27 protein-coding genes are annotated in these 26438 nt (G+C 35.7%); 12 read left to right on the forward strand and 15 right to left on the reverse strand.

Going from position 1 to position 26438, the window contains the following annotated elements; translation table 11 throughout:
- Positions 1-273: 273 nt before the first annotated feature.
- Positions 274-1299, forward strand: coding sequence for an LLM class flavin-dependent oxidoreductase (locus EG359_RS18075; RefSeq protein ID WP_076356102.1), 1026 nt, complete (start codon positions 274-276; stop codon positions 1297-1299).
- Between the two features lie 86 nt (positions 1300-1385).
- Here EG359_RS18075 and EG359_RS18080 read toward each other — a convergent pair whose 3' ends face one another.
- The 3 genes from EG359_RS18080 to EG359_RS22540 are packed head-to-tail and all read right to left on the reverse strand — an operon-like array spanning position 1386 to position 5793.
- Entirely contained in the window at positions 1386-4421 is a 3036-nt protein-coding gene (locus EG359_RS18080) for an AAA family ATPase (RefSeq protein WP_076356104.1), read from the reverse strand.
- Between the two features lie 3 nt (positions 4422-4424).
- Entirely contained in the window at positions 4425-5630 is a 1206-nt protein-coding gene (locus EG359_RS18085; RefSeq protein ID WP_076356106.1) for a metallophosphoesterase family protein, read from the reverse strand.
- A gap of 13 nt (positions 5631-5643) precedes the next feature.
- Positions 5644-5793 carry a hypothetical protein gene (locus EG359_RS22540; RefSeq protein WP_164463082.1) on the reverse strand — a complete coding sequence of 50 codons (150 nt, stop codon included), beginning with the start codon at positions 5791-5793 and terminating at the stop codon, positions 5644-5646.
- 163 nt (positions 5794-5956) lie between these two features.
- Here EG359_RS22540 and EG359_RS18090 point away from each other — a divergent pair, with 163 nt between their 5' ends.
- The 3 genes from EG359_RS18090 to EG359_RS18100 all read left to right on the forward strand — a co-directional run bounded on the left by EG359_RS18090 (position 5957) and on the right by EG359_RS18100 (position 7685).
- Entirely contained in the window at positions 5957-6817 is an 861-nt protein-coding gene (locus tag EG359_RS18090) for a hypothetical protein (RefSeq protein ID WP_076356108.1), read from the forward strand.
- Between the two features lie 9 nt (positions 6818-6826).
- The gene (locus EG359_RS18095) at positions 6827-7078 is read left to right on the forward strand and encodes a VF530 family protein (RefSeq protein WP_076356110.1); all 252 of its coding nucleotides are present in this window, start codon (positions 6827-6829) and stop codon (positions 7076-7078) included.
- Between the two features lie 106 nt (positions 7079-7184).
- Positions 7185-7685 carry an FKBP-type peptidyl-prolyl cis-trans isomerase gene (locus EG359_RS18100; RefSeq protein WP_076356112.1) on the forward strand — a complete coding sequence of 167 codons (501 nt, stop codon included), beginning with the start codon at positions 7185-7187 and terminating at the stop codon, positions 7683-7685.
- A 134-nt stretch (positions 7686-7819) separates the two neighbouring features.
- Here the strand turns inward: EG359_RS18100 and EG359_RS18105 are convergent, their stop codons facing one another.
- The 3 genes from EG359_RS18105 to EG359_RS18115 all read right to left on the reverse strand — a co-directional run bounded on the left by EG359_RS18105 (position 7820) and on the right by EG359_RS18115 (position 11145).
- Positions 7820-8416, reverse strand: coding sequence for a hypothetical protein (locus EG359_RS18105; RefSeq protein WP_076356114.1), 597 nt, complete (start codon positions 8414-8416; stop codon positions 7820-7822).
- A 1-nt stretch (position 8417) separates the two neighbouring features.
- Positions 8418-8795: a YchJ family protein gene (locus EG359_RS18110; RefSeq protein ID WP_076356116.1), complete on the reverse strand. Its 378-nt coding sequence runs from the start codon at positions 8793-8795 to the stop codon at positions 8418-8420.
- A 208-nt stretch (positions 8796-9003) separates the two neighbouring features.
- Positions 9004-11145 carry a M3 family metallopeptidase gene (locus EG359_RS18115; protein ID WP_076356117.1) on the reverse strand — a complete coding sequence of 714 codons (2142 nt, stop codon included), beginning with the start codon at positions 11143-11145 and terminating at the stop codon, positions 9004-9006.
- 211 nt (positions 11146-11356) lie between these two features.
- Here EG359_RS18115 and EG359_RS18120 point away from each other — a divergent pair, with 211 nt between their 5' ends.
- Positions 11357-12172: a GIN domain-containing protein gene (locus EG359_RS18120; protein ID WP_076356119.1), complete on the forward strand. Its 816-nt coding sequence runs from the start codon at positions 11357-11359 to the stop codon at positions 12170-12172.
- 1 nt (position 12173) lies between these two features.
- Here EG359_RS18120 and EG359_RS18125 read toward each other — a convergent pair whose 3' ends face one another.
- The 5 genes from EG359_RS18125 to EG359_RS18145 form a co-directional block, all read right to left on the reverse strand.
- A complete protein-coding gene (locus EG359_RS18125) occupies positions 12174-14060 on the reverse strand; it encodes a monovalent cation:proton antiporter-2 (CPA2) family protein (RefSeq protein WP_076356121.1) in 1887 nt (628 codons plus the stop codon).
- A 3-nt stretch (positions 14061-14063) separates the two neighbouring features.
- Positions 14064-14585: an NAD(P)H-dependent oxidoreductase gene (locus EG359_RS18130; protein WP_076356123.1), complete on the reverse strand. Its 522-nt coding sequence runs from the start codon at positions 14583-14585 to the stop codon at positions 14064-14066.
- A 198-nt stretch (positions 14586-14783) separates the two neighbouring features.
- Positions 14784-15602, reverse strand: a complete 819-nt coding sequence (locus EG359_RS18135; protein WP_076356125.1) for a TPM domain-containing protein — start codon at positions 15600-15602, stop codon at positions 14784-14786.
- Positions 15583-16011, reverse strand: coding sequence for a TPM domain-containing protein (locus EG359_RS18140; protein WP_174567032.1), 429 nt, complete (start codon positions 16009-16011; stop codon positions 15583-15585). The genes EG359_RS18135 and EG359_RS18140 overlap by 20 nt, the downstream gene beginning before the upstream one ends.
- Positions 16011-16616 (reverse strand): LemA family protein, encoded by a 606-nt coding sequence (locus tag EG359_RS18145; protein WP_076356129.1) that lies wholly within the window; start codon positions 16614-16616, stop codon positions 16011-16013. The genes EG359_RS18140 and EG359_RS18145 overlap by 1 nt, the downstream gene beginning before the upstream one ends.
- Positions 16617-16692: 76 nt before the next feature.
- Here EG359_RS18145 and EG359_RS18150 point away from each other — a divergent pair, with 76 nt between their 5' ends.
- Positions 16693-17187 carry a dihydrofolate reductase gene (locus EG359_RS18150; protein WP_076356131.1) on the forward strand — a complete coding sequence of 165 codons (495 nt, stop codon included), beginning with the start codon at positions 16693-16695 and terminating at the stop codon, positions 17185-17187.
- A 75-nt stretch (positions 17188-17262) separates the two neighbouring features.
- Complete coding sequence (locus EG359_RS18155; protein WP_076356133.1) at positions 17263-17829, forward strand: hypothetical protein; 567 nt, start codon at positions 17263-17265, stop codon at positions 17827-17829.
- Between the two features lie 93 nt (positions 17830-17922).
- Here the strand turns inward: EG359_RS18155 and EG359_RS18160 are convergent, their stop codons facing one another.
- From EG359_RS18160 to EG359_RS18170, 3 genes are all read right to left on the reverse strand, one after another.
- On the reverse strand, positions 17923-18555 hold the full coding sequence (locus tag EG359_RS18160) for a trimeric intracellular cation channel family protein (RefSeq protein WP_076356135.1): 633 nt from the start codon (positions 18553-18555) through the stop codon (positions 17923-17925).
- 96 nt (positions 18556-18651) lie between these two features.
- Positions 18652-19116 (reverse strand): pantetheine-phosphate adenylyltransferase, encoded by a 465-nt coding sequence (coaD, locus tag EG359_RS18165; protein WP_076356137.1) that lies wholly within the window; start codon positions 19114-19116, stop codon positions 18652-18654.
- Positions 19117-19214: 98 nt separating this feature from the next.
- Positions 19215-20204 carry a D-alanine--D-alanine ligase gene (locus EG359_RS18170; protein WP_076356139.1) on the reverse strand — a complete coding sequence of 330 codons (990 nt, stop codon included), beginning with the start codon at positions 20202-20204 and terminating at the stop codon, positions 19215-19217.
- Between the two features lie 156 nt (positions 20205-20360).
- Between EG359_RS18170 and EG359_RS18175 the strand changes: the two genes are divergently transcribed.
- From EG359_RS18175 to murI, 5 genes are all read left to right on the forward strand, one after another.
- Positions 20361-21455: a PASTA domain-containing protein gene (locus tag EG359_RS18175; protein WP_076356141.1), complete on the forward strand. Its 1095-nt coding sequence runs from the start codon at positions 20361-20363 to the stop codon at positions 21453-21455.
- Between the two features lie 73 nt (positions 21456-21528).
- Positions 21529-22602 carry an RluA family pseudouridine synthase gene (locus tag EG359_RS18180; protein ID WP_174567033.1) on the forward strand — a complete coding sequence of 358 codons (1074 nt, stop codon included), beginning with the start codon at positions 21529-21531 and terminating at the stop codon, positions 22600-22602.
- A 51-nt stretch (positions 22603-22653) separates the two neighbouring features.
- Entirely contained in the window at positions 22654-23604 is a 951-nt protein-coding gene (locus EG359_RS18185; RefSeq protein WP_076356143.1) for a PorP/SprF family type IX secretion system membrane protein, read from the forward strand.
- 49 nt (positions 23605-23653) lie between these two features.
- Positions 23654-24778 (forward strand): radical SAM family heme chaperone HemW, encoded by a 1125-nt coding sequence (gene hemW / locus EG359_RS18190; RefSeq protein ID WP_076356145.1) that lies wholly within the window; start codon positions 23654-23656, stop codon positions 24776-24778.
- Positions 24779-24875: 97 nt separating this feature from the next.
- Entirely contained in the window at positions 24876-25706 is an 831-nt protein-coding gene (gene murI / locus EG359_RS18195; protein ID WP_076356721.1) for a glutamate racemase, read from the forward strand.
- A gap of 120 nt (positions 25707-25826) precedes the next feature.
- Here murI and EG359_RS18200 read toward each other — a convergent pair whose 3' ends face one another.
- The gene (locus tag EG359_RS18200; RefSeq protein WP_076356147.1) at positions 25827-26426 is read right to left on the reverse strand and encodes a nitroreductase family protein; all 600 of its coding nucleotides are present in this window, start codon (positions 26424-26426) and stop codon (positions 25827-25829) included.
- Positions 26427-26438 lie beyond the last annotated feature (12 nt).

Consider the following 26438-nt stretch of genomic DNA (forward strand, 5'->3'; position numbering starts at 1 on the left):
CAAAGACACAAAATTATTAAATAGGTTATGTTGTAAGGAGCAAAGATTTTATCGCAGATAAGATTTTATAATCCTAATACTATAAGAACTAATCTTTGCTGAAAATCTTCGATTTTCTTGCGCCTTAAAAACAATATGAAAATAAAAAATATCTGCGCCTTTGCATTTACCAACAAATAGCATCATTTATATAAACTAGTACTTCCGTTCTTAACAAACATCAATGTTTTTGATTTTTCATAGTGGTAATTTTGTATCACTAAAATCAACAATATGGAATTAGGAATAGGAATGTTCGGAGACTTGGCTTTAGACCAGTCAACCGGAAAATATAGAGATGCAGGAACCAAGATTCATGAAATATTGGAACAGGTAAAATTAATGGATGAGGTAGGAATTGATGTCTTTGCCATGGGAGAGCATCACCGTCCGGATTATGCAGTTTCATCGCCTGAAATGGTATTGGCAGCAGCAGCAAGCATTACAAAAAATATAAAACTGGCAAGCGGTGTTACCGTATTAAGTTCATCAGAACCAGTAAAAGTTTATGAAGATTTCTCAACACTGGATCTGATTTCCAATGGAAGAGCAGAAATATTTGTAGGACGCGGAAGCTTTATTGAATCATTTCCATTATATGGGTATTCATTAAACGATTACGAAGCACTTTTTGACGAGAAACTAGAATTGTTATTGAAGATCAATACCGAAGAAAATGTAACCTGGTCTGGGAAACTTCGCGCACCAATGGAAAACCAAACCGTTTATCCAAGAGCAAAGAACAACGGGAAAATTTCTATTTGGAGAGCTGTTGGAGGAACTCCGCAATCGGTTTTAAGTGCGGCCCAATTAGGGATGCCCTTAGTGGTAGCAATCATTGGTGGAATGCCTATTCAGTTTAAAAATCTAATCGAATTTTATAAACAGGAATACCAAAAAGCGGGGCATGATGTGTCCAAAATGCAAATTGCCATTCACTCCCATACCTTTGTGAGTAATGATCAAAATGTGGTAGATGGATACTTTAATAACTATAAATCCCAGATGGATAGGATAGGAGCTTCCAGAGGTTGGGCACCTTACACCAAAATGCAGTATGATGGAGGAAGAAGTAAAGATGGCGCATTATTTATCGGTAGTCCGGCTGAAGTAGCAGATAAAATTGCTTACATGAAAGAAATTTTCGGAATCACCAGATTTATTGGACATATGGATATTGGAGATCCTGCTCATGATATCATGATGAATTCCATTGAGTTATTTGGAAATGAAGTAAAACCAATGATACAGGGATTGTAAGAGAACCTGATGTATTTAATCACAAAAGTCACAAAAGTTTTTTAAAATAAAGACCTTTGTGACTTTTGTTCTTTTAAAATTGACGATTATACAATCTCAATTAAGCTTCCTCTTTCCTCATCCTTTACAATATTCAAGGCAGTAGGAATCTTTTCTTTAAGCTCTTCAACGTGAGAAATAATTCCCACAATTCTATTTTCCTTCATCAGATTTGTAAGGGTTTCAAATACGATATTAACTGATTCAGTGTCCTGCGTTCCGAAGCCCTCATCAATAAAAAAGAAGTTCTTATCTGCCTGTGCATTGGATTGAACACTTTCTGCCAATGCTAATGCCAGACTTAATGATACCTGAAAAGCCTGTCCTCCCGAAAGTGTTTTTACACTTCTGCTTCTGCCTTCGTTAAGGTAGTCAACAATCTCAAAATCATTATTTTCATTAAGTTGTAGACTCAGTTGGTTTCTCGTCATCCTATGGAATCGAACATTGGCATGATCACACAATTGTCTCAGATAAATGGAAGAAACATATTGTACAAAACCGGCTCCCTTGAAGAGATTCATCATCAGCTTTAGATTTTCAGAACGTTTTTGAAGCTTTGCCAGATCTTTCAGTAGATCTTCTTTTTTCTTGAATTCCTTTTCCAAACGCTCTTTTTCGGCAGTCATGGTGACAACGGAATCATTGATTTTCTTCAGCTCACTCTGAGTTTCTCCAAACTGTTTTTCAACCAAAGAAAAATGCTCATCATCAAAAGAAAGGCCTTTAAGTTTCAGTTCCAGACTTTCAATCATTTTCTTTAAGGCTTCAAAATCAATTTTAAACTGTTGAATTTTAGCCCTTACTTCCTGAATGTTAATTTCGAGTTGCAAAAGAAGTTCAACCTCCTTAAAATCTGCGAAGTTTTGTTCACTTAAAGCTATGTTAATGGCATTCTGATTCTCAGAAACCTCTTTTTCAAGTGCTGCAATCTGCTTTTCTGATTGGCTGACAATGGTTTTTTGCTCTGCCAGTTTAGGAGCAAGATCCTTTTCCTGTTGAGATGCCTTTTGATATTGCTGTTCTGTTTCACTATTGGATTGGGCTAACTTCTGATAGGTTTCTTCAACCTCTGCTACTGTTTTTTGTTCATAGGCATTCCATTCCAGAATTTTCAGATTAGAACGGCTGATATTAATCTGTTCCTGTTTCGTTACTTCCTCAAGCTTGAAAGTTTCCAAGGCATTTTTATATTTTTCTAAAACCTTGTTTTCCTTTTCTAAAGTTTCACGTTCTAGGGCAATATTCTTGTCAATCTCTTCAATCTTTTTTTCCAAAGCAAATGAATCCGAACGTTTTTTTTCGAAATCATCTTCCTGATCCGGATTGAATTGTTTCCAAATAAAATGCTGAACATGTTCCTCAATATCCTTTTGGAGCTGATGTAGATTTTTTTGTTCAGCGAGAAGTTGTTCCTCAAAAATCTTTTTCTTGTCAAGAATTTTTTCAATTTCAGTTTCCTGCTGTTGAAGCTTTAAGATCTCTTTTTCAACAGTCAATATTTTTTCCTGAATTTCCAGTAGCTCAGTATTTACATCATGAAATTCCACAATATGCGGGTGCTCCTGAGAACCACAAAGAGGGCAGGCTTCTCCATCATGAAGTTCACTAGCAAAGCGGGAAAGTTCCTTTTGAATCTTTAAATGATCCAGTTTTTGAGAAAATTCCTTTTTATTGACTTCCAGTGTTTGTCTTCTCGCATTGAAATCTTCCTTAAAGTTTTCCTGAAGTGAAAATGGCTTTAATTCTTCCGAGATTAATTGTATCTGTTTCTGATGCTTTTCAATCTTTTCAACCTGATCCTGTTGTGATTTTTTGAAGTTCTTTTGTTGAATAAACCAGCTTCCTACATTGGAAAGCAAAGCCGCATCAAGTCTTTGTCCTTTTAAAACATCAATATTTTTAGAAAGCTCAGTAATCCTTTTTTGAATGGCTTCTTTATTAGCATTTACTTCTGCTACTTTCTCAGAACCCTTTTGAGTTCTCTCATTAAGGATCTTGATTTCCTCAGAAAATTTCAAAATCTGTATGATAAGATTAAGATCGTTTTCCTGTATTCTGGACTGTTCCAAAGCTTTGAACTTAGGCTCCAAAGCAGAGAGCTGCTCCTTTATAGTATTAAAAGTAACTTCAGTCTCCTGTAAGGTCTTTATTTGGCTTTCTCTTTCACTTCTTTTTTCAATAATTCCTTTTGAAAGCCTGTTTTTCTCAGTAATTAAGGGATTGAAAATTCTGAAAGTACGATCATACAACTCAGCTTGTGCTTCCAGGGAATCTATTTGAGGCTTCTGTTCAAAGAGTTGGTTGAAGTTTTCTTTATTTTGTTTTAAACTTTCAAAGTCAGTTTTTAAGTTCTTTAATTGTTGATAAGTCTGGGAAACCTTTTCAAAGTTTTGGTTGGCTTGATTCAGATTTTTTTGTTCCTCTACCAAAAGTTCTTGCTGAAGCTGAATTTTTTCTTCACTGATATCTTCATATCCTTTCAGTTGGCCCTCAAGTTGATCCAATTCCGATCTGTTTCTTGCATGTAAAGCTGAAACATTATTCTGAAGATCATAACGTTGCAGACTGAAGATTTCCTTCATCATATTCGTTCTGTCTGCAGCACCCAATTCCAGAAATTCCTTGAACTGGCCTTGTGGAATAATGATGGTTCGCTTAAAATTTGAATAGCTTAAACCAATTATGGTTTCCGCGTTGGAGTGATCCAAAGGAATCCATTTTCCATTAATGTTCTCATAGAACGTAACTGAATAAGGCTTTACATCTTCAAATTTTTTAGAATTTCGTCTAAAATCTCTCGTAGCACGAAACAGTTTATTTTCATAATTAATAAAATCAAATTCTATGTAAGAACTGTTTGATTTTAAATTCATCATGTTGTAAGCTCTTTTATCACGCATATTCAAGCGCTCAGTTTCACCATATAAAGCAAAAGAAATAGCTTCAAGAACTGATGATTTTCCGGAGCCTACCGCACCAAAAATACCGAATAACCCAGCATCCGTAAGATTTCTGAAATCAATAGTCTGGCGTTCCTGATAAGAATACAGACCTTCAATTGTTAGTTGAATAGGAATCATGGCTTAGGTATTTAAAATTTCGTTAAACAAATTCATTAATTCTTCATTGGCTCCCTGACCATTATTTTTCGATTTAAAATAATCCTTGAACAAGGTTTCTATATCCTGATTTAAATTGATTTCTTGGCTCACTTCCTCACCAGATTCCCGATTTTTGACCTTTGGAATCAGGTGAACAATTCCATTATGGGACTGATAGATTAATTTTCTTTCATCGGCCGTTAAGAACGTTTCACTCTCTAATGTCAGTTCAATAAATGTATTTGGATTTTCCTGCAGCCACTGAACCGTTTCTTCAACAGAGGTGAATGTTTTTCTTACCAAGGTTCTTCCATTTTTCAAGGCGATCTTTTCATAGGAAACTGCTTTTCCCGGTTCTGCGTTGATAATGGAAATATATTTTGTCTGTCCCGCTTCACTAAAACTGTAGCATAGAGGAGAGGAAGAATAAATGACAGGCTTTTCCTTTGTTCCTATATTCTGAAAGCCATGCAAATGTCCTAAAGCAGTATATTGAATCTGCTCAGGAATGCTGTCCGAATAAATAAGATCTGCATTTCCAATTTTAATCGGTTTTTCACCCTCAGGTTCTTCCAGTATTACACTTCCTTTCTTATTCATGTAAAGATGTGCCGTAAGAAGATTGATTCCGGCTTCGTCACAAAATTCATCTGCAAGGTTTTTCCAGGTTTGAGAAAGTACCTTATTGATCTCCTCTTCCTTATTCTCTCCAAAATATTCTTTTAAACGGATTTCATTGGCGTAAGGGGTATGAAGTATTCTCACCGGAAAATCTAGATTTTTGATCTCTATTTCGATAAAACCCTCTTTTGAATTTATAATTTTAAAATATTCAGTTCCAAAGGGAGCAATCTCTGCCTTAGGATGTCCTATTAAAATAATTCCGCATTCCCTGGCCAAAGGATCTGGGGCATTGATGAGGTTGGGAGAATCGTGATTTCCGGAAATAGCAATCACAGGACGTTTACCATTTTGTGATAAACGTTTCAGGGTTTTATAGAAAAGTTCAACCGCTTCAACTGCGGGGTTGAAATTATCAAAAAGATCACCGGCAATAAGAATAAGGTCAACATTTTCTTCATCAGCAATCATAATGATCTCCTCCATTACTGAAACTTGTTCTTCCAGTCGGGAGAATCGGTCCAGTCGTTTTCCTAAATGCCAGTCGGCAGTGTGTAGAATTTTCATAAAAAATTGATCATTATGTATTATCGCTTTCTTTTGCTTTGAAATCTTCCAGAATCTGTTTTAAACGTGCTTTCCTTTCTGCTTCTGCATTTTGTATTTTACGTTTTTTCTGATCAATTTGCTTCTTGTTTTTCTTTCTGTTTGCGTCGTTATTTTTGCTCATATTGGTTTGTGACGAATAATTTTTCACTAGTAAAAATAGCTTCATCAAAAATAAGAAACAAAAACACAAGGTTGAACATATATTAATCATTCAATTTATAACCAGAATAAATCTTTCCCAGGTAGAATTATTTTATTAGTATTTTTGATGAAAATTAATATCCATGAAATTTTTTTTAACATTTTTATTTGCACTGTTAGGTGTATGCATCAATGCTCAGAATCTTGAAAAACTATCAGAGAAAGTAACAGAAGAAGGTATTGCATTGTATCGTAGTGAAATGGCTAGCTGGTACGGAACAGATATATTAAGAGAAAATTATAAAAACATGGAAAATATAGGAGGATATTTCTCATATTTAGACGATGTTCCTAAGTGTATTTTCTTCTCCAAACAGAATAAAGTGATTGCAACAATTTCTTTTCCTACCAATTATGATCCTAAAAATGCAAAAGTAGATTTGTCAGAAAGAGATTTCACTCCTGTTGAGACGGATTATTTTACAATCAGACAGAAAGCCCTTACCAGAATAAACAATGATACAATTTTTAATCGATATAATAATACAAACTTTAATTTGGTACCTATCATTAAAAAAAACTCTAAAAAGGTATATGTTTTAACCGGAGCTTCTGTAAATAATGTAGTCATTTTTGGAAATGACTATCTATTGACTTTTAATAATAAAAATGAGGTAGAAAGTATTGAAAAATTACATAAAGGAATAATTGTACACAATATAGGTGATGGTAGTATAGGAGCAGATGAAGGTGGAGTACATTCTCATGTTTTGGATAACTGGCAGCAAATTACTCCAACTGATATTTGTACACTTATGTTATATCAAAAACATACTGGATGGGAAACATATACCACGGTTTCTAAAAAATATGCGAGTATTTGGAACAATAAATCTAACAAGGCATTTATAATGAAAACTGAAAACTTTAAGAAGATAGCAAATTATCAATTAGAGAAAAATAAAAAATCAGAAAATAAAAAAACTCAAGATTCAAATAAATAAAGATTAATAATGGAACAACAGTCCAAAGATCCTCTACACGGAAAAAGACTCGATGCCATCCTTGAAGAATTGGTAGAATACTACGAAGGATTTGAGAAACTGGGCGAGCAAATCAATATAAAATGTTTCACAGACAACCCGAGTATCAATTCGTCATTGAAGTTTTTACGAAAAACAGATTGGGCAAGGGCAAAAGTTGAAAGTTTGTATTTGTATGTTTTAAGACAGAAAAAAAGAGAAGAATCAAAAAACAGGAAGTAGTTTGTTTAAGATTATTCTTTAAACGTATTTCCGTAAACCAATTCTATCAAAAATAGTATATTTGTGGTGTTAATCGTAAAAAAAATTACGACAAAAAAAAGAAAATATGACAATTGAAAACAATCACGTTGTAGCTGTAAAGTATATCCTTCACACAATCGAAGCAGATGGAAGTAAAGTTCTTGTAGAAGAAACAACAGCTGAAAATCCATTCACATTTTTGTATGGTGTAGGAATGATGATTCCAAAGTTTGAACAAAATATCCATGGTTTGAAAGCTGGTGATAAAGTAGATTTTACTATTCATCCTGAAGAAGCTTATGGTGAAAGACAACCGGATGCTATGACGCAATTGCCGATTGATATGTTCAAGGAATCAGGAATTCCTCCAATCGGAGCTATTTTACCTTTATCTGATAATGAGGGGAATAACTTTCAGGCATTTGTGGTAGAAGTAACTCCAGAATTTGTGGTAGCAGACTTTAATCACCCAATGGCAGGTAAAGTTTTAGATTTCCAGGTAGAAGTTTTAAACACACGTCCGGCGACAGAAGAAGAATTATCACACGGTCATTCTCACGGAATTGACGGTACAGACGCTCACTAAAAAATAATATAAATGTCCGATTTTTTCGGACATTTTTTTGCAATATCAATTGTTCTTATACATTTTAAGACAAAAAATAAACCACAGAACTTCTGTGGTTTATTTTTTTATAAGGTTATTATAAGAATAATGTATTATTCCGCATCATATTCCGTAACGTCAATAAACGTAAGAAACCATTTTGCTCCAATCTTGGTCATAATAAAACGGAATCCGTTAATAGGTGCCTTTTCCTTACTATTCTCTGCAAGCGTTACTCCAACCACATTTTCAGGATTAGAATTGATCTTAAAAATTTCCTGATCCTTTACCGAGTACTGTGATAAAAAATGATCAGCATAATCATTCACTGCATTAGAGCTGAACTGAACAAATAATCCTTCTTTTACCCACTTTTTTTTCTTCAGGTCATATGCAAAATTAGTATCAAACTGAATAGGAAATTGATTTCTGATGTTCCATGATTTTTGAATGTATCCCAAAGACATGTTGAAGTCCATATCTTCATTTAAAACAAAGCCCAAATCACCACCACTTTTGTAAAGGATGCCTAAGCCATATGTTTTATCTACATATTTGTTGATAAGATCACCATTTTTAGTCTGGAAACCCTTTAAAATATCAGTAACGGCCTGAGAAATCTGTTTTTTGTCATCAGCAGTTTGTGCACTCACGAAACTGAAGCTGCAGAACAGCAGCAATAATGTGTAAATAATGTTCTTTTTCATCATATTAATCTAAAAATTCACCTGAAACATAGTACCAGCGTTCATGCATTTTCTGAAAGATAGAAAATTCGTGGTGGATCTGTGGATGTCCGTCCTGATCAGTATAATAAGCCTTAAATTCTACCTGGTTTAGGGCAGGAGTCTGGATGATTTCCAGTTTTGTCCATTCATTAATTTCTCCCCACTCCTGAAGATCCCGCTTATTATGATATTTTCGTTTTCCGGGAAGTGTGGTTTCCATTAAATATTCTCCATTTGGAATTGCAAAAGCCGAAAATCTGGAACGCATCAATGCTTCTGCGGTGGGAGCATGCTTTTCTCCTGTGTGATACGGCTTACAGCATTCTTCGTAGGGTTTTCCTGAACAGCAGGGACAATTCATTTTTTTTATTTAAAATTTTGATCTACAAAAATAGTGATTATCGATAGAAGAGGCCTTTAACCTATTTGAAAAAATAAATAAAAATTTTTAACCAAAACTTTTCTCCATCTATCAGATTTTGCAGATGGCTTGTTCATTCATTATTATCAACAAAATACTGTAGAAACATAAAAAAAGAAGCACTCTTAAAAGAATGCTTCTCATTGAATTATTTTATAAAACCTCTGCTTCTTAATAAAGGTTTGATATCCGGATCGTGTCCTGTGAAATCTCTGAATGCCTGATTAAGGTCTACTGAATTTCCTACAGAAAGAATATATTTTCTGAAACGGTCTCCATTTTCTCTGGTTAAACCGCCATTGTTTTTGATCCATTCCCATGCATCGTTATCCAATGTTTCAGACCATAGGTAAGCATAATATCCTGCTGAATATCCGCCTCCCCAAATGTGAGCAAAATAAGGAGTATGGTATCTTGGCGGAACTGTTGCTAATGTAAATCCGTGGTTAGTTAAGGATTGCTTTTCGAAATCTAAAACAGGAATAAATTGGCTCTCATTCGTTACAGAATGCCAATCCATATCCAATGCTGCAGCTGAAACTAATTCCGTAGTCATATACCCTTGGTTAAAAGTGGCTGCTTTTTTAATTTTATCTACTAAAGCTTGTGGAATAGGTTGTTTTGTTTCGTAATGAACAGCATAATTCTTCATAACAACAGGATCTAAAGCCCAGTGCTCATTAATCTGAGATGGGAACTCAACAAAGTCCCTAGGTACGTTAGTTCCTGAAAGTGATGGATATTTCTGGCTTGCAAACATTCCGTGGATGGAGTGACCAAATTCATGGAAAATGGTTGAAACATCATCATAACTAATTAAAGATGGTTTTCCAGGAGCAGGTTTCTGATAATTATAACAGTTTACAATTACAGGTTTTGTTCCCATTAAATAAGACTGCTCTACGAAGTTACTCATCCAGGCACCCCCGTTTTTAGAATCTCTTGTGTAGAAATCCAGATAATAGATTGCGATAGATTTTCCATCATGATCGAAAACCTCATACGTAACTACATCCGGATGATAAACAGGAAGATCTGTTCTTTTTTTGAATGTCAGTCCATAGAATTTTTCAGCAGCAAAGAAAACTCCTTTTTCAAGAACGGTAGTAATTTCAAAATAAGGCTTTATTTCACTCTCATCCAGGTCAAATTTCGCTTTTCTTACTTGTTCAGCATAGAAATTCCAGTCCCAAGGTTCTACCTTGAAACCTCCTTTTTGTTGATCAATAAGATCCTGAATATCTTTTGCTTCGCGTTTAGCTGTTTCTACTGCCGGAGTTGCCACCTGGTTCATTAGTTTAGTAGCAGCTTCAGGAGTTTTTGCCATTTGGTCCTGAAGTTTCCATTCAGCAAAATTCTTTTTACCTAAGATCTGAGCCTTTTTAAGTCTAAGCTTAGCCAGTTTTTCAATGGTTTCTCTGGTATCGCTGGCATCTCCTTTTTCAGCTCTTGTCCATGAAGCCTTGAACAACTTTTCTCTGGTTGCTCTGTTTTTCAGGTTTTGTAAAAGAGGTTGCTGTGTAGTATTTTGCAGAGCAAGAAGATATTTTCCTGGTTGTCCTGCTGTTTTAGCATCAGCTGCAGCCGCTGCAATTTCGTCCGCAGAAAGTCCGTCCAATTCTTTTGCATCAGAGAAGAATACCCCTCCTTGCTTTCTTGCTTCCAATAACTTATTGGCATATTGCGTAGAAAGAGAAGCTAGTTCCTGATTGAGTTGCTTTAATTTTTCCTTATCTGCAGCAGAAAGATTAGCTCCTGCAATTTCAAAGTTTTGTTTATAGTATTGTACTAATCTTTTACTTTCAGAATCCAGCCCGTCTTCCTTGATGGATTTGATTCTTTTATAAAGATTTTCATTCAGGTACATCTTATCAGAATGCCCGGCAAAAATAGGAGCATATTCTTCATCCAAGGCCTGTAAAGTAGGGTTGGTATTTGCACTTGTCAGATTAGAAAAGACAATCTGTGCTCTTCTTAGCACTTCTCCGCTTTTTTCCAACGCTACAATTGTGTTTTCAAAAGTAGGAGCCGCCGGATTGTTGGCGATTTTTTCAATTTCAGCAGAGTGCTGTTTTAATCCAAAATCAAAGGCAGGTTTGAAATGTTCGTTTTTAATTTTATCAAACTCCGGAGTTTCATACTGAAGCTTGCTTTTCTTCATAAAAGGATTTGAAGATAAAGATGGATCAGGGGCAGGAAGTTCCTGTTGAGTATCGGTCTGTTTCATTGTAGTACAAGATTGATTGAACGCCAAGGCAGAAATTAATAATACCGATGAAATATTCTTCATAAAATAGTTGTTATTAAAGTATAAAGATATTAAAAACTTGCTTCACAGAAGATATTTTGCCTGATGTATTTAAGAAAATGGAGTAATGAATGCTTGTTTCTAAATTCAAATTGTACAGAATTATAGTATTTCTCAGACTAATGTAATATTTTTCATAATTTAGTTGTCATTAATTATATATCAAGAAAAATAATCTATAAAAGAAATAAATATGAAAAAAAGGACTCTTTTTATTTTATCTGCCTTCGTGGTATTAGCCTCATGTAATGAAAGACATGAGAAGAAGAACAGAGAAAAAAGCGGCTGGGTAGAAAAAGTAATCAATACAGAAAGTGGGCCGATACAGCAGAAAGAATTCAATGGAGATTTTGACGAAATTCAAGTTTCCCAAGCTATAGATGCAGAAATTATAAAATCCGAAACAGAGAAAGTAGTGATCTCAGCACCTCAAAATATTATCAACGAGATTCTTGTAGATAATAATGGTGGAAAGCTTCATATTCATTATAAATCCGGAATCAGAGTGATGAATGTTCATAAGGTTACGGCTAAGATTTATACTAAGGATTTTACAAAACTAATTGCAGAGTCAGCGGCAAGCATTAGTGTAAAAGATAAATTTACCCAAGAGAAAACCACGGTTGAAGTATCAAGTGCAGGGAGTATTTCTGGAGATATGGAAGCTAACGATTTTAATATTAATGCAGGCAGCAGCAGTAACTTTAGTGGAAAAGTATGGGCTGTAAACCTGGGGATCGAATCTTCATCAGGGTCAAGTATTGATATTTCGGGAAAAGCTAAGCATGCAGATATCAATTCTTCTTCTGGCAGTAGTATCTCAGCCAGAGATGTAATTGCAGATAATGTGGAAGCTGAGGCATCCAGTGGAGCAAGCATTCAGATAAGTGCTGTTTCTTCGGTGAGAGCAGAAGCATCCTCAGGAGGGAGTGTAGATGTCAGCAAAAAAGGAGAGCTTAAGAATATCACCAAGGATGAAAGCAGTGGTGGAAGTGTAAATATTCAATAAATTAATCATGGGATTCTTCCTCATCTTCTTCATCGGTGGATGAGGATCCTTCCCAATTTTTGTTATCAAAATTAAGATTGTCATAAGCCAATAATTCCTCTTCACGCTGGAGGATTTCTTTTGTAGTAAATAAAGCAATATCATCGTCTTCCTTTATTTTTGCCAACTTTCTTATGGAAGCTTTATCTATGGCCATAAACCTTTGCCCAAGGCGTCTTGCAGCATATTTTCTCATGCCGGTCTCATGGAGTACGTCCACGGCCATATCCACAGCAGTTCCTAAAGTTTCCCTATAAATATGATTGATGCCGTTGTTCAGATACTCATAGGCATCAATTCTGTTTTTTGCTCTTACAAATATCTTTACTTCAGGATAATGCTCACGAACAAGCTCTGCTATGAACATATTATCACCGGAATCATCAAGGCATAAAACCAAAATCTCAGCATCCTCAATTCCTGCAGCCCTTAAAATGGGAATTCTTGTAGCATCACCATAATAAACCTTGAAACCATAACTTCTCAACAACTTTACACGGTCCGAGTCTCTGTCCAAAACAGTTGCTGAAATTTTATTAGCCTTTAAAAGCCGCCCCACAGTACTGCCAAAATGCCCAAAACCTACAATAATGATCTTCTTTTGGCTTACATCACTATCCAGAATATTATAATCGTTTTCTCCTTCAGGAATTTCCTTGATGAACTTTGGAGTAATAAATCTATCATTAATGATGAGAAGAATAGGGGTGACGCACATCGTAATGGCAGTAACAGCCATAAGTTGTGCATTCAGCTCAGGGCCTAAAAGATAAAGGTCTGAAGCATAATTAATCAGTACAAACGCAAATTCCCCGACCTGCGATAGTGCAAATGCATAGAACAGACTTTGCGGGGTATCTATTCTGAAAAACTTTCCGATGGAGTATAAAACCACAAACTTTACAGTCAATACAGCAAATACAGTACTGAAAATAAATAAGGGATCTTTTTGAATAATATTAAAATTAATAGTTGAGCCAACACTAACGAAAAACACAGCCAATAATAACCCTTTAAAAGGATTGATCTGCGCTTCAAGCTCATGTCGGAACTCACTGTTAGCAAGCATTACCCCGGCCAGGAAAGCTCCTAGCGCAGGAGATAAACCAATGACGATCATCAGCTCAGATACCCCAATAACCAAAAATAAAGAAGAAGCTGTAAGTAGTTCTGCCATTCCTGATTTTGAAACATAGCGTAGAAAAGGTACAAATACATACCTGCCTAACAGAATCAATAAGGCAACTCCCAAGATTACAGTTCCGGCCTGAAGCCATTCCGGAAGTTTTTGTATCAGGATCTGAATTTCATTGTCATGATGCTTAGCTTTATAATTAGCAATGATTGGAAGTATAGCCAAAATTGGAATTACTGAAATATCCTGAAATAGCAGGGTAGAGAACGATGCTTCTCCAGCCGTTGTCTTAAAGTTATTTTTCTCCTGTAAAGTCTGCAATACAATAGCCGTGGAAGATAGAGCAAAACACATAGCCACAGCAATGGCTTTATCTAACCTCCAACCTACACTGATGAATACCACAAACAATAATGAAATGGTGAGGAGCATCTGCGTGAGTCCCAATCCCATTATTTTCTTTCGCATTTCCCAGAACTTTCTAGGTTCCAGTTCCAGTCCCACAATAAATAAGAGCATAATAACACCAAACTCACTGGCGTGCATAATGTCATTTACATTATTTCCTGTAAGCCTCAGTACATAGGGACCAATAATGATTCCCCCTAAAATATAACCAATTACAGAACTCAACCCGAATTTTCTTGCCAGTGGAACCATAATAATGGCTACACCAAGAAAAAGTAGTGTGTTCATCGCTAAGCTAGACTCCATATGCTATTGATTGAGTAGTTCTGTAAACTCTTTTTTATGTAAAATAATGTCTTTTTTAGACAACTTATTGGCTTCGTAAACAATCTTGATGTGTTTGATGTCTGCCTTGAAAACCTTTAATGAGACAATCAAACCACTAATGAGTTCATCAACTGAATATTGATAGGTTCCGTCTTTACTAAAAGATCTTTCCTTTCCTCCGGTTGTTACCAGAATGTAGACTTCCTTATTTTCCAGGGGATTTACTTTTCCCGGTTGTAGCCAATCGCGGTCAAAGACTTCATCAATCCATAATCTTAATAAAGGAGGCATTCCAAACCATATCAGTGGGAATTGAAAGACAAATCGTTCATAGTTGGCCAAACGTTTTCTTTCTCTGAAGGCAGCAATATGAAAATCAGGATATTCTTCATAAAGATCTCGTAGAGTATAATGCTGATGACGAACGTAGAAATTGATAAGCTCTACATTAGAATTGGAGTGCTCCAGGTAAGGGTGTGCAAATACAACCAGCGTCTTCTTCATAATCCTGTTTTCAGTAAATATACTGAAAAAATAATGAATAAAAGGTAGGTTTTGTGTGGATTTATTAATTTTTTAATACGTGAATGTTGATTTAATATCAATTAAAATCAAAGAAATGATGTTATTTTAAGTTTTTAAATAAAAAATCAGGTCATTGAGACCTGATCTATTTTATATATGATTATAATTCTTATAAGATTACCATCCGCCGGAAGCACCTCCGCCGCCGAAGCTTCCGCCTCCGCCGAAGCCGCCAAAACCACCGCCTCCGCCACCGGAACTTCCACCACCAAAGCCTCCGCCTCCAAAACTGCCAGGGAATGGGAAGAAGCCGCCAGGATAGTTTCTGCGTCCTTTGCGTGTAATAATTACATCGTCGTCGTCGTCATAATTTCCACCGCTGCCACCACCACCACGATTACTGAAAAGAATGGCAATAATGATGAAAATAACAAAGGCAATAATGACAATTTTAAGAGCACTTCCATCACCGGAAGGAGCTGTAGTGGCTTCAGGCTTGAATTTTCCCTGAACTGCCTCCATAATGGCTGAGGTACCCCGGTTAATACCATCGTACCAGAGACCTTTCTTAAAATTAGGCGTAACAATATAATCCAGAATCTGGCCTGCTACTGATGCTGTAAGATACTGTTCCACGGCTCTTCCTTGCTGAATAGACATTGTTCTGTCTTCCGTTGCTACAAGAAAGACCACTCCGTTATCTACTCCTTTTTTTCCGATTTTCCATCGCTCACCAAACATCGTTGCCAGAAAATTAATATCATCTCCTTTGGTGGATTTGATGATAATAACTTCAATCTCTGTTGAGGTAGAATCTGCAAATTTGATCAGTTTGTTGTTAAGCGCATCCTTTTCCTGTTGAGAAAGCAGACCTGCTTCATCAAAAATAGGGTATAGAACAGCCGGTTTTTCAGGAATGGTATATTGTGCTGATACAAAAGTGTAAAAGCATATCAATAAAAATGAAAATACTATTTTAAGAGAACGTAATTTCATTCGGGAGTTGGTTTGGGTTTTCTCCTTCTACAGGAAAATATTTCTTTAGTTCAAGGCCTGTTTCCAGAATGGCACTTTGTAATGCCTTATAATAGTTACCTTTGGCAAATTCAGCAGTGATATAGTCATGCAGATGGTTCCAATAGGATTGATTTACTTTCTCATGAATTCCGGAATCCCCAATAATAGTCAGGTATTTCTGTTCGAAATTGATATAAAAAAGCACAGCATTTCTATCAGTAGTTTTGTTCATACAGAGTTCCCTGAAAACTTCAAATGCTGTTTTTGCAAGATTGCTTTCAGTATTAGAGTCAATATGTACCCTGATCTCTCCTGTAGAGTGATCTTCTGCTGACTGAATCGCTTCCACAAGGGAAGCGATCTGTTGATTTGTAAGGTGATTACCCATTATTTGAATACTTCAGGTGCCTTTTGAGCTCCTGCTTCAGCTTTGAAATAAGGTTTTTCTTTAAAATTGGTGAAATTCGCCAAAATGTTATTTGGGAAAGTCTTGATAGAGGTGTTGTAAGTCTTTGCAGCATCGTTATAATATACAGTCTCTGTTCTGATGCTGTTTTCAATAGCAGTATACTCTCTTTGGAAGTTAATGTACTGTTGATCAGCTTTCAGGTTAGGATAAGACTCTACTACAGCCATCAATCTGCTTAATGCGCCTGATAATTCCCCCTGTGCAGCTTGGAACTTTGCAATATCAGCATCTGTCATATTGGTAGGATCCACATTGATGGAAGTTGCTTTGGAACGTGCTTCAACCACCTGTGTTAAAGTTTCCTGCTCAAATTTTGAATAAGACTTTACTGTTCTTTCCAAATTAGGAATAAGATTCGCTCTTTTCTGATACACAGTCTCTACGTTGGACCATTTTGCGTTAACAGTCTGTTCTTTGTCTACAAAGCTATTATATCCGCTTTTTCCCCAAAAGAATAGGACTGCAACAATAATAAGGAGGGCAATACCAATTGTTCCGGCGCCCAAACATCCTTTATTTTTCATAGTTTATTTTTTTTTAATTTTTTGTGCTAATCAAATATACAAATTATGTGCTAATTTTGTAGAAAATTATATTTGAATGACAACAATAGTGGTTGCAATGGGAGAGAAGAACGAAATTGGTTTTGAGAACCAGTTGCTTTGGCATCTTCCTAAAGATTTAAAACATTTTAAAGACCTTACTTCGGGACATCCGATTATTATGGGAAGAAAGACGTATGAGAGCATTGGGAAGCCACTTCCTAACCGTACGAATATTGTTGTTTCAAGAAGAAAAGACTGGTTTGAGGAAGGAATCCTTATTGTGGGAAGCCTTAAGGAAGCTATGAAATTTGCTAAAAAGATTGATGAAGATGTTTTTGTTATTGGCGGGGGGAAAATCTATGAACAAACAATGGAAATTGTGGATAAACTTGAAGTTACTTTGGTAAAGACAGAGCTGAAAGCAGATACATTCTTTCCTAAAATAGATGGAAAAATCTGGAAAAAAACAAGTGAAGTATGTCATGAAAAGGACGAGAAAAATGAGTATGACTTCTGCTTCCAGACGTTTGAAAAAATTAAGAGCGAATAGTTATGAGAATTCTAGCCTCTAACCTCTAGCTTCTAACCTCTAATTTTTTTATCTTTGCACTTCTAAAATTTAATAATGAATAAATACATAAAAATTGCAGTAGCAGCACTTCTTATCCTTTTAGGACTTTATATGATGATTTTCACAAGAAATCTTGGTTGGGGAATTGTTATTTTCCTTTTGGCTGCATTTCCAATTTTACTTTTCTTTAAAAATGAGTATATCCTTTTGGCTTTCTGGCAATTGAGAAAGCAGAATATGGAAAAAGCTGCGGAATGGTTAACAAAAATTACCAATTATAAAACACAGCTTCACCAATCTCAATATGGATATTTCCATTATTTATTAGGATTAACACAAGCTCAGGATCACCCAACAAAGGTAGAGCCATTAATGAAAAAAGCTTTGGAATATGGCTTGAATATGAAGCATGACAGGGCTATGGCTACTTTAAATCTTGCAGCAGCAGCTATTTCTAAAGGAAGAAGACAGGAAGGACAGAAACTATTGGAAGAAGCAAAAAGATTAGATAGTGCAGGTATGATGACGGATCAGATCAAAATGATGAAAGATCAGCTGAAAATGCCAACAATGCAGAAGCATATGCACAATCCTAATATGAGACAAAGAGGAAGATTCTAGGAAATATCCGATATCAATATAAAAGCCTTGAAAATTATTCAGGGCTTTCTTTTTTTATTGGGAGTGGCGGAGGTGGCGAAGTCTTAAATGAACTTACATTTCCGAGTTCTGATCATAGCCATAAAATTTAGGCATCTGCCAGTGGTATTTCACCGCGAGTGTTCTGATAGCAACAATAAGTAAGATCGTAAAAATCTGTATAAAAGTGTATGATAGTGGAGTGTACTTTGTCATTAATAAAAAGGCAGCACCTCCCACAATACATGCAGTGGCATAAATTTCCTTTCTAAAGATCAATGGAATCCTGTTAAGCAATATATCCCGAATAATCCCTCCAAAACATCCGGTAATGGTTCCCAGCCCAATACATATTAAAGGATGGATACCAACATTCAATCCTTTTTGTACACCAATGATGGTGAAAAGGCCCAATCCGAAGCTGTCGAAAATAAATAAAGTTACTTTAAAATTCTTTTCAAGAGATTTGAATACCATTGAAAAGATACTGGTGACCAGAATCAGGGCACACATCAAAAGATCATGCATCCAGAATACAGGGATATCCAGAAGAAGATCCCTTACAGTTCCTCCTCCCACAGAAGTTACAAAGGCAATAATAAGTACACCAAACGGATCAAGGCGCTTCTGCATGGCTGCAAAGCTTCCTGACATGGAAAACGCAATGGTTCCAAGTACTTCTATGGCAAAATTGAACTGTTCGTGCATATGTTATAAATGATAATTGAGGAATAATTTTTTGCTTAAGCAAATTCTTGGCCATTTTATCAATTATCAATTATCGCTTATCAATTATTATTTTGCTTATTTTTCTACTCTCACCGAGTCTGGAACCATAAGTTCGTATTCTCCGCCATGGGTAATGATTTCCCTTACGATACTGCTGCTGATAAAGGATTTTCCGGATGACGTTAATAAGAATACTGTTTCCAGTTTCTTGTGAGCAAGGGTTCTGTTGGTATGGGCAATGGCTTTTTCAAATTCAAAATCTGCCGGGTTTCTTAGTCCTCTGATAATGTATTGGGCATTTTTTTCAAAGCAATAGTCCACGGTAAGACCCTCAAATGAGTCTACTTCTACATTGGGGAATTCTGCCACGGAGTTTTGGATAAATTCCATTCTTTTTTCAAGAGGAAACATATATTTCTTCTGGGAATTTTGTCCAATGGCAATAATTAATTTATCAAAAAGCGGGGCTGCTCTTTCTATAATATCGTAGTGTCCTAAAGTAATGGGATCAAATGATCCTGGGAAAACAGCAATTTTCATGTGGTACGAGTTATAATTTTGAGTTATAAATTTTAGACTATGAATTATGACTTTATTCAGTTTCTAATATCTAGTCCCTAATTTTTAACGTCTATTATCTATTTTCTTTTATTTAAGGCTTTTTCAACTTCATTTCCGCAAAGATCCATGATGGAAATTCCATAATGTTTCGCCTGCTGGGGAAGAATACTGGCAGGAGAGAATCCCGGGTTGGTATTCATTTCAAGCATGTAGGGAATACCATTCATTAGGATATATTCACTTCGTGAGAAACCGCTCATTCCAATGGAGTTGTAAGCTCTTTTAGCAATTTCTTCAACTCTTTTTGTTGTTTCAGCATCAATTCTTGCAGGGGTAATTTCTTCAGAAGCTCCTTCATATTTAGCTTCATAATCGAAAAATTCATTGGTTGGAACAATTTCAGTAATTCCTAGAACAATAGTTTCTCCTTTGAAATCGATAACACCTACGGAAACCTCCATACCATCCAGGAAACTTTCGATCAAGATTTCATTATCTTCCTTAAAAGCAATTTCTGTAGCAGCAATTAATTCAGATTTTTCCTTAACCTTGGTAATTCCCAATGAAGAGCCTGACTGGTTAGGTTTTACAAATAAAGGAAGTTTTAATTCTTCTACAATTTTATCAACATTGATGTCTTCTCCTTTTCTTAAATAAATGCTTTTTGCAGAAGGAATTCCATATTTTGATAATACAGCAAGTGTATCTTTTTTATTGAAAGTAAGGGCGCTCTGGTAGAAGTCACATCCTGTATATTTTTGTCCTATTGCGTCCCAGTAAGCCTGTAGAATACCATTTTCACCAGGTGTACCATGGATGATATTAAAGCAAACATCAAAGTTTAATGTTTCGCCATTGTCTAAAGCGACAGAAAAATCTCCTTTATTGATCGGGTATTTTTTATCATTCTCTCCTAAAAAATACCATTCGTCTTTAAGGACCACTACTTTATATACGTCGTACAGATTTCTGTCTAAAGAATCATAGATTAACTGTCCGCTTTTTAAGGATACAACATATTCATCAGAATAGCCTCCCATTACAACGGCAACACTTTTTTTGTTCATAACCATATAGTATCAATTAAGGCAAATTTAAACATTTTATGTAATGCAATATGGGAAATCCGTAAATTTTAAGATCAAAAATGAATTGTGTTAAATAAAAAGCACATTCTAAAATTATTAGCTATATTTGCCGTTGTAATTAAAGTATTTTTAAGTATGCTTAAATCACTTTTCAGTTGGAAAGTTTTATTGAATTTAGTAGTAGCCATCGGTGTTTTCGTTGGGCTTGTTTGGCTTACGTTTCGCTGGTTGGAATACCATACTAATCACGGTCAGGAAATCCCTGTTCCTAATGTTGTTAATAAATCTGTACATGATGCCGTTAAAATATTAGATGATACTGGTTTGGAATATGAAGTAGATAGTGCGACTTATGATCCGAAATACAGACCATTTCAGGTTCTTCAGATTTATCCTGCACCGGGTTCCCGTGTAAAGGACGGAAGAACGGTGCGTCTTAAGGTGAACCCTAGAACATGGGCTCAAATTGCCGTTCCGGATGTAATTAACAAGTATTCAGGGCTTGCATTCCAGAGATTGGATCAGGTGGGTCTTAAAATTGGAGATACCATTTATGAGCCTAGTATTCAGAAAGATGCTCTTTTAAGAATTCTATATAAAGGAAATGCCGTAAATCCGGGAGCTCGCTTACCTCGATTCTCTGTTATTGATGTCGTTGTAGGGTCAGGGCCAATGAGAAATATTTCAATTCCTAATGTTGTAGGACTTTCTGTAAAAGAAGCAAGAGCGGTCATTACGAAGAGTATGTTTGAAGTAGGATTGGTAGAACATGAAGATGGTGGTAAAGATGAATCTGATATCATTTATTATCAAGATCCTAGTTCGGGAGATGTTCGTGACCAAGGAATGCAAATTGATCTTTGGGCAAGTAAAAAGACGCCGGCAGAATTAAGAGCCAAGATAGAACAGCTGAACTCTATTTATCGTATGAAAGTAGATACATCTTTGCCTCCGGTACGATATGAAGAAGTTCATAATGAACCAAACTACGACGCTCCGGTTATACCTGCGGCACCAAGAAGAGAAACTCCTAAGCCAGAGGTACCGAAAACAGAGACCCCTAAACCTCAGACGACAACTCCAAAACCTGCTACAGGTTCAGGAACAGAGAAGCCAAAAGCTTCCACAACTCCCTCGTCTACAGGAAGTACAGCTAAACCTGCTGCTTCTACAACTACAGGTCAACAACCTGCACAAAAGCCAAAAGCAAAAAAGGTAGTTGTAGAATAATTTCAGATTAATATAAAAAATACAGGCTTCAACTGCAAAATGTTGAGGCCTTTTGTGTAAAAAAATAAAAACAATGTCAGAAGATAACGAAGATTTTTTAGATGAAGAATTGCTGGATTCCAATAGTATTGAGAATATCGATATAGATGAGGAAAATAAAGGATTATATGAACATCTTAATATCACTGTTGACCCTAAACAGGACCCATTAAGAATTGATAAGTTTCTTTTAATATACAGACAGAATTCTTCAAGGAATAAAATTTCACAGACCTGTAGGGCTGGAAACGTTATAGTCAACGGAACAGCAGTAAAGCAGAATTATCGCGTAAAACCAGGGGACCAAATCTCAGTATTGCTTACCCATCCTCCTCGTGAAAATGTTATTATTCCACAGGATATTCCTGTAAATATCGTCTATGAAGATGATGATTTGGTAGTCGTAGATAAGGAGCCAGGAATGGTGGTGCATCCCGGACACGGAAACTGGGATGGAACATTGGTAAATGCTTTGGCTTACCATTTTGAAAAGAATGGTGCAAAGTCTGATCTTGACAGGGTAGGACTTGTTCACAGGATTGATAAGGATACTTCCGGACTTTTGGTCATTGCTAAAAATGAATATGCATTAAGTTTCTTGGCAAAACAGTTTTTCAACAGAACTACGAAAAGGCTATACTGGGCTTTTGTGTGGGGAAACCTTAATGAGGATGAAGGAACCATAAGAGGACATGTGGGAAGACATCCCAAAAATAGAATGCAGATGTCTGTTTATGAAGACGGAAGCCAAGGGAAGCATGCTGTTACCCACTACAAGGTGCTAGAAAGGTTCAAGTACATGACATGGGTAGAGTGTAAGTTGGAAACGGGAAGAACGCATCAGATCAGGGCGCATTTCAAGCATATTGGGCATACATTGTTTAATGACGAAAGATATGAGGGGCATACTCCGCTAAGAGGAGTGAACATTCCAAAATATAAACAGTTTATAAAAAATGTTTTTGAAATTTTACCAAGACATGCTTTGCACGCACATACCCTAGGATTTATACACCCAACAACAAAAAAGGAATTATATTTTGAAAGCCCAATGCCCAAAGATATGACGGATGCCGTAAAAAAATGGAGAAATTATTTAGAAAACTAAAAATATATTGAGATTTTTTTTATATTTGTTGAATTGAAATCAAGATTTGTTATGAGAAAACTATATGCTATCGTATGTTTAGCTCTTTTGTCAAATGCATACAAAGCACAAGAATCACTACCATATTATCAACAGTATCTTTTGGATGGTGATTTCCTGTTCAACCCAGCTCAGTACGGTAAAACAGACTACGTACAGCTCAATGCCATTTATCAAAAGCAATTTTCAAAATTCAGCGAATCCCCAAACGTACAATCAGTGGGAATCAATGCAAACATATTCGATAGAGTAGGTGCCGGTCTAACAGTATTCAGAGACAGTAATGGAGCAGAGTCTTCAGGAGGTGTTACAGCTGGTGCTTCATATTTTATTCCTCTAAGTAGTGAGGGAGATAGAAAAGATCAGTTCTCCTTTGGTACAAGTGTAAGTTTGTATAATAGAAATTTTGATTATTCTAAAATTAATGTTGAAGAGCAGGGTGACCCATTAGTAAGAGGTGAAGAAAGTAATATCTTCATGGCTTATGCTAATTTCGGTTTGGCTGCTACTTATAAAAACCTTTTTGGAGGGGTATCTGTAAATGATATTGCACTAGGTAATGATAAGCCAATTGTAAATGGATACGAGCCGTCTCCAATTAAATTCTTCCTAAACTTAGGATATAACTGGCACATTGCCGATAATATCATGCTGACACCTGCAGCAATGATCAACCTGAATACCAACTCAACAAGAGTAATGGATTATAACCTAATGGCTACATTCTCAAACGAGATCAATGCATTCTCTTTTGGGGTAAGCTATAGAGCTGCTCAGAATAGATTTGACAGCCAACAATTAGAAATTGCTCCTATTGTTAAAGTAAGATTCAATAAATTTATGATTGGGGCTACTTATAACCTTGGATTGTCTGATATTCAGAAATATGGAGGAAACAGCTTCATGATTGGTCTTGGTTATAACTTCGATAACTTTATTAATGTTAGAGGATATAGATATTAATCAATTTAATTTAAATAAATTTGAGCTCTGAATTTTTCAGGGTTTTTTTATGATATATATTCACATTCCGTTCTGTAAACAAAAATGCAGCTATTGTAATTTTCACTTTTCCACTTCCTTGAATTTTAAGGACGAAATGCTCAATGCAATGAAAGCTGAAATAAAGCTTAGAAAAGATGAATTACAGAACAAGAGTCTGAAATCCTTATATTTTGGAGGCGGAACTCCTTCCATTCTTTCGGTGGATGAGATCAATTCCTTAATTGATGAGGTTTTACGTTACTTTAGTTTTGAAAAAGATATTGAAATTACACTGGAAGCCAACCCCGATGATCTGGATAAGGCATTTTTAAAACAATTGTCAGGCACTCCGGTCAACCGTTTATCTATCGGAACCCAAAGCTTTTTTGAAGAAGATCTGAAACTGATGAACCGTGCTCATACAGCTTCAGAGGCAGAGGGCTCTATTAAGCGTGCGCAGGATTTCGGTTTTGAAAATCTAAGTATAGATTTAATTTACGGTTCACCTACCTCCAACCTTGAAATCTGGAAAGAAAATTTAAACAAAACTATTGCACTGGAAGTTCCTCATATCTCTTCCTACGCATTAACCGTTGAGCCTAAAACAGCCTTGGAAAACTGGATATCTAAGGGAAAAGTTAAAAGTCCAAGGGAAGAAGAGCAAAACAGGGAGTTTTATTACCTGTCAGACTTTTTAAAAGATAACGGTTTTGAACATTATGAAGTTTCCAACTTTGCAAAGCCAGGATTTTACTCCAGGCACAACTCCGCATATTGGAAGTATCAGGAATACTTGGGAGTAGGTCCTTCAGCACATTCCTACAACGGATTTGATGTAAGAAGCTGGAATGTGGCCAATAATCAGCAATATATTAAAAAGCTTAATGCAAAACTTCTGGCCAAGGAAGAGGAAATTCTTTCTTTGGAAGATCAGTTTAATGAAATGATCATGATTGGGCTACGAACAATCTGGGGAGTTGATCTGAAAAGCTTAAAAGATAAATTTAACGACAGATTTCTTGAGCATTTTCAAAATGAAATTAGACAGAAAATGAACGAGGGGATTTTAATTATTGAAGATAATAACTTAAAAATTCCTGAAAAGCATTGGTTTATGGCAGATGGAATTGCTTCTGATTTATTTATGGTTTAATAGCTTTAAAAAAGAGCTGATTTTAGAATAAATAAACTCGTTAAACTCAAATTTTGAATCTAAAATCTTCGTATTTTTGTATAAAATTTCAGTTCATTTGAAAACTAAAAAACAAGATTACTCGCATCTTTCATCCAGCCAGCCTATCGGAATCTTTGATAGTGGAGTAGGAGGACTTACTGTAGCTAAAGAAATCAAAAGACTTCTTCCCCATGAAGACCTTATTTATTTTGGAGATACAAAGCACCTTCCCTATGGTGAAAAATCGAAGGAAGCGATTATAGAATATTCTACAAAAATTACTAATTTCCTGCTGGAGCAGAACTGTAAAGCAATTGTAATTGCCTGTAATACGGCTACGGCAAATGCTTTAAACGAAGTTATGCAGTCTGTTGCAGGTAAAGTTCCGGTAATTGACGTTATTAATCCCGTTGCTGAAAAAGTATCCTATGAGATTCATAACAATGTAGGGGTTATTGCGACCAAGGCAACGGTGAATTCTGGTCTTTATAAAAAGAGCATCAGAAAGCATAATAAGTGGATTAAGGTTGATGAATTGGCAACTCCATTGTTGGTTCCTGCCATTGAAGAAGGTTTCAAGAACCACCCTATTACTCATGCTATTATTTATAATTATTTGAGTAACAGTAAGCTGAAAAACATTGAAACCTTAATTCTAGGTTGTACCCATTATCCTCTTTTAATAGATGAAATAAAACAATATTACGGAAACAGAGTCCGGGTTATTGACTCCCCTAATATTGTGGCTAATCATTTGAAGATTATTCTGGATAAGTACCATCTTCTTAATGATAATAATACGGCTCCGAATTACCATTTTTATCTTTCAGATATTACGAAGAACTTTGAAAAGATCTCCAAGAAATTCTTCGGTAAAACAATTGATTTAGAACTAAAAGTATTATAAAATAAAAAGTCTGCCTCATATAGAAGCAGACTTTTTTCTTTATAAATTATTATTGTAAGAATAGTGAAGCTATTTCAATACACAGTGTGCCAATCAATTTGTGACATTCGTGTTTAGAAATTAAGCTTCCAGAATCACTTTTTCAGCTTTTAATCTTGTCTTTGGATTGAATTTCGGCTGATTGGCATCTGTCTCTGTTTTTTCTCCAATAGCCACTGCAAAAAGAGTTTCGTATTTTTCATTGTTTAAGATGGTATCATACTGGTCTGGCTCAATTCCCTCCATAGGGGTAGAGTCTATCCCCATATCAGCACATGCAGAAAGCAATATTCCTAATGATAAATAAACCTGATGGCCTAACCAGGCTTTAACTTCAGCCTCTCCTTTAGGCTTTACTCTGTTTTTGTAGTAATTTACATTGCCTTCAGGAAGACTTTCCTCAATCTGTTTTTCAAAATCTTCAGGATTTTTAATAACCTGAAAAATAATCAGGTGACTGCAATCCAATACTTTTTCTTTGTTTATAAAAGAAGACTCAGCAAGCTTTGTCTTCAATTCGCCACGGCTTACAAAAATAAAGTTCCATGGTTGGCTGTTGATTGAAGATGGACTCAGGTTAAGGATTTCTTTTAATTGAGAAATTTGTTCATCACTGATATTTCCCTGTGGGTTATACTTTTTTACAGTATACCTTGTTTTCATTTTGTTTAAAAAGTTCATAATTTTATACTA

The sequence above is a fragment of the Chryseobacterium joostei genome, assembly GCF_003815775.1.
GTDB lineage: Bacteria > Bacteroidota > Bacteroidia > Flavobacteriales > Weeksellaceae > Chryseobacterium > Chryseobacterium joostei.

What these genes read in the sequence shown, in the direction of transcription:
- EG359_RS18175 (WP_076356141.1), top strand. Translation starts at nt 20,361, where the DNA reads ATGCTTAAATCACTTTTCAGTTGGAAAGTTTTATTGAATTTAGTAGTA.
- EG359_RS18105 (WP_076356114.1), bottom strand. Translation starts at nt 8,416, where the DNA reads ATGATGAAAAAGAACATTATTTACACATTATTGCTGCTGTTCTGCAGC.
- EG359_RS18145 (WP_076356129.1), bottom strand. Translation starts at nt 16,616, where the DNA reads ATGAAAAATAAAGGATGTTTGGGCGCCGGAACAATTGGTATTGCCCTC.
- EG359_RS18170 (WP_076356139.1), bottom strand. Translation starts at nt 20,204, where the DNA reads ATGAACAAAAAAAGTGTTGCCGTTGTAATGGGAGGCTATTCTGATGAA.
- EG359_RS18135 (WP_076356125.1), bottom strand. Translation starts at nt 15,602, where the DNA reads ATGAAATTACGTTCTCTTAAAATAGTATTTTCATTTTTATTGATATGC.
- EG359_RS18075 (WP_076356102.1), top strand. Translation starts at nt 274, where the DNA reads ATGGAATTAGGAATAGGAATGTTCGGAGACTTGGCTTTAGACCAGTCA.
- EG359_RS18095 (WP_076356110.1), top strand. Translation starts at nt 6,827, where the DNA reads ATGGAACAACAGTCCAAAGATCCTCTACACGGAAAAAGACTCGATGCC.
- EG359_RS18090 (WP_076356108.1), top strand. Translation starts at nt 5,957, where the DNA reads ATGAAATTTTTTTTAACATTTTTATTTGCACTGTTAGGTGTATGCATC.
- hemW (WP_076356145.1), top strand. Translation starts at nt 23,654, where the DNA reads ATGATATATATTCACATTCCGTTCTGTAAACAAAAATGCAGCTATTGT.
- EG359_RS18130 (WP_076356123.1), bottom strand. Translation starts at nt 14,585, where the DNA reads ATGAAGAAGACGCTGGTTGTATTTGCACACCCTTACCTGGAGCACTCC.
- EG359_RS18150 (WP_076356131.1), top strand. Translation starts at nt 16,693, where the DNA reads ATGACAACAATAGTGGTTGCAATGGGAGAGAAGAACGAAATTGGTTTT.
- coaD (WP_076356137.1), bottom strand. Translation starts at nt 19,116, where the DNA reads ATGAAAATTGCTGTTTTCCCAGGATCATTTGATCCCATTACTTTAGGA.
- EG359_RS18160 (WP_076356135.1), bottom strand. Translation starts at nt 18,555, where the DNA reads ATGCACGAACAGTTCAATTTTGCCATAGAAGTACTTGGAACCATTGCG.
- EG359_RS18115 (WP_076356117.1), bottom strand. Translation starts at nt 11,145, where the DNA reads ATGAAGAATATTTCATCGGTATTATTAATTTCTGCCTTGGCGTTCAAT.
- EG359_RS18140 (WP_174567032.1), bottom strand. Translation starts at nt 16,011, where the DNA reads ATGGGTAATCACCTTACAAATCAACAGATCGCTTCCCTTGTGGAAGCG.
- EG359_RS18120 (WP_076356119.1), top strand. Translation starts at nt 11,357, where the DNA reads ATGAAAAAAAGGACTCTTTTTATTTTATCTGCCTTCGTGGTATTAGCC.
- EG359_RS18200 (WP_076356147.1), bottom strand. Translation starts at nt 26,426, where the DNA reads ATGAACTTTTTAAACAAAATGAAAACAAGGTATACTGTAAAAAAGTAT.
- EG359_RS18125 (WP_076356121.1), bottom strand. Translation starts at nt 14,060, where the DNA reads ATGGAGTCTAGCTTAGCGATGAACACACTACTTTTTCTTGGTGTAGCC.
- EG359_RS18185 (WP_076356143.1), top strand. Translation starts at nt 22,654, where the DNA reads ATGAGAAAACTATATGCTATCGTATGTTTAGCTCTTTTGTCAAATGCA.
- EG359_RS18110 (WP_076356116.1), bottom strand. Translation starts at nt 8,795, where the DNA reads ATGAATTGTCCCTGCTGTTCAGGAAAACCCTACGAAGAATGCTGTAAG.
- EG359_RS22540 (WP_164463082.1), bottom strand. Translation starts at nt 5,793, where the DNA reads ATGAGCAAAAATAACGACGCAAACAGAAAGAAAAACAAGAAGCAAATT.
- EG359_RS18180 (WP_174567033.1), top strand. Translation starts at nt 21,529, where the DNA reads ATGTCAGAAGATAACGAAGATTTTTTAGATGAAGAATTGCTGGATTCC.
- EG359_RS18085 (WP_076356106.1), bottom strand. Translation starts at nt 5,630, where the DNA reads ATGAAAATTCTACACACTGCCGACTGGCATTTAGGAAAACGACTGGAC.
- EG359_RS18155 (WP_076356133.1), top strand. Translation starts at nt 17,263, where the DNA reads ATGAATAAATACATAAAAATTGCAGTAGCAGCACTTCTTATCCTTTTA.
- EG359_RS18100 (WP_076356112.1), top strand. Translation starts at nt 7,185, where the DNA reads ATGACAATTGAAAACAATCACGTTGTAGCTGTAAAGTATATCCTTCAC.
- EG359_RS18080 (WP_076356104.1), bottom strand. Translation starts at nt 4,421, where the DNA reads ATGATTCCTATTCAACTAACAATTGAAGGTCTGTATTCTTATCAGGAA.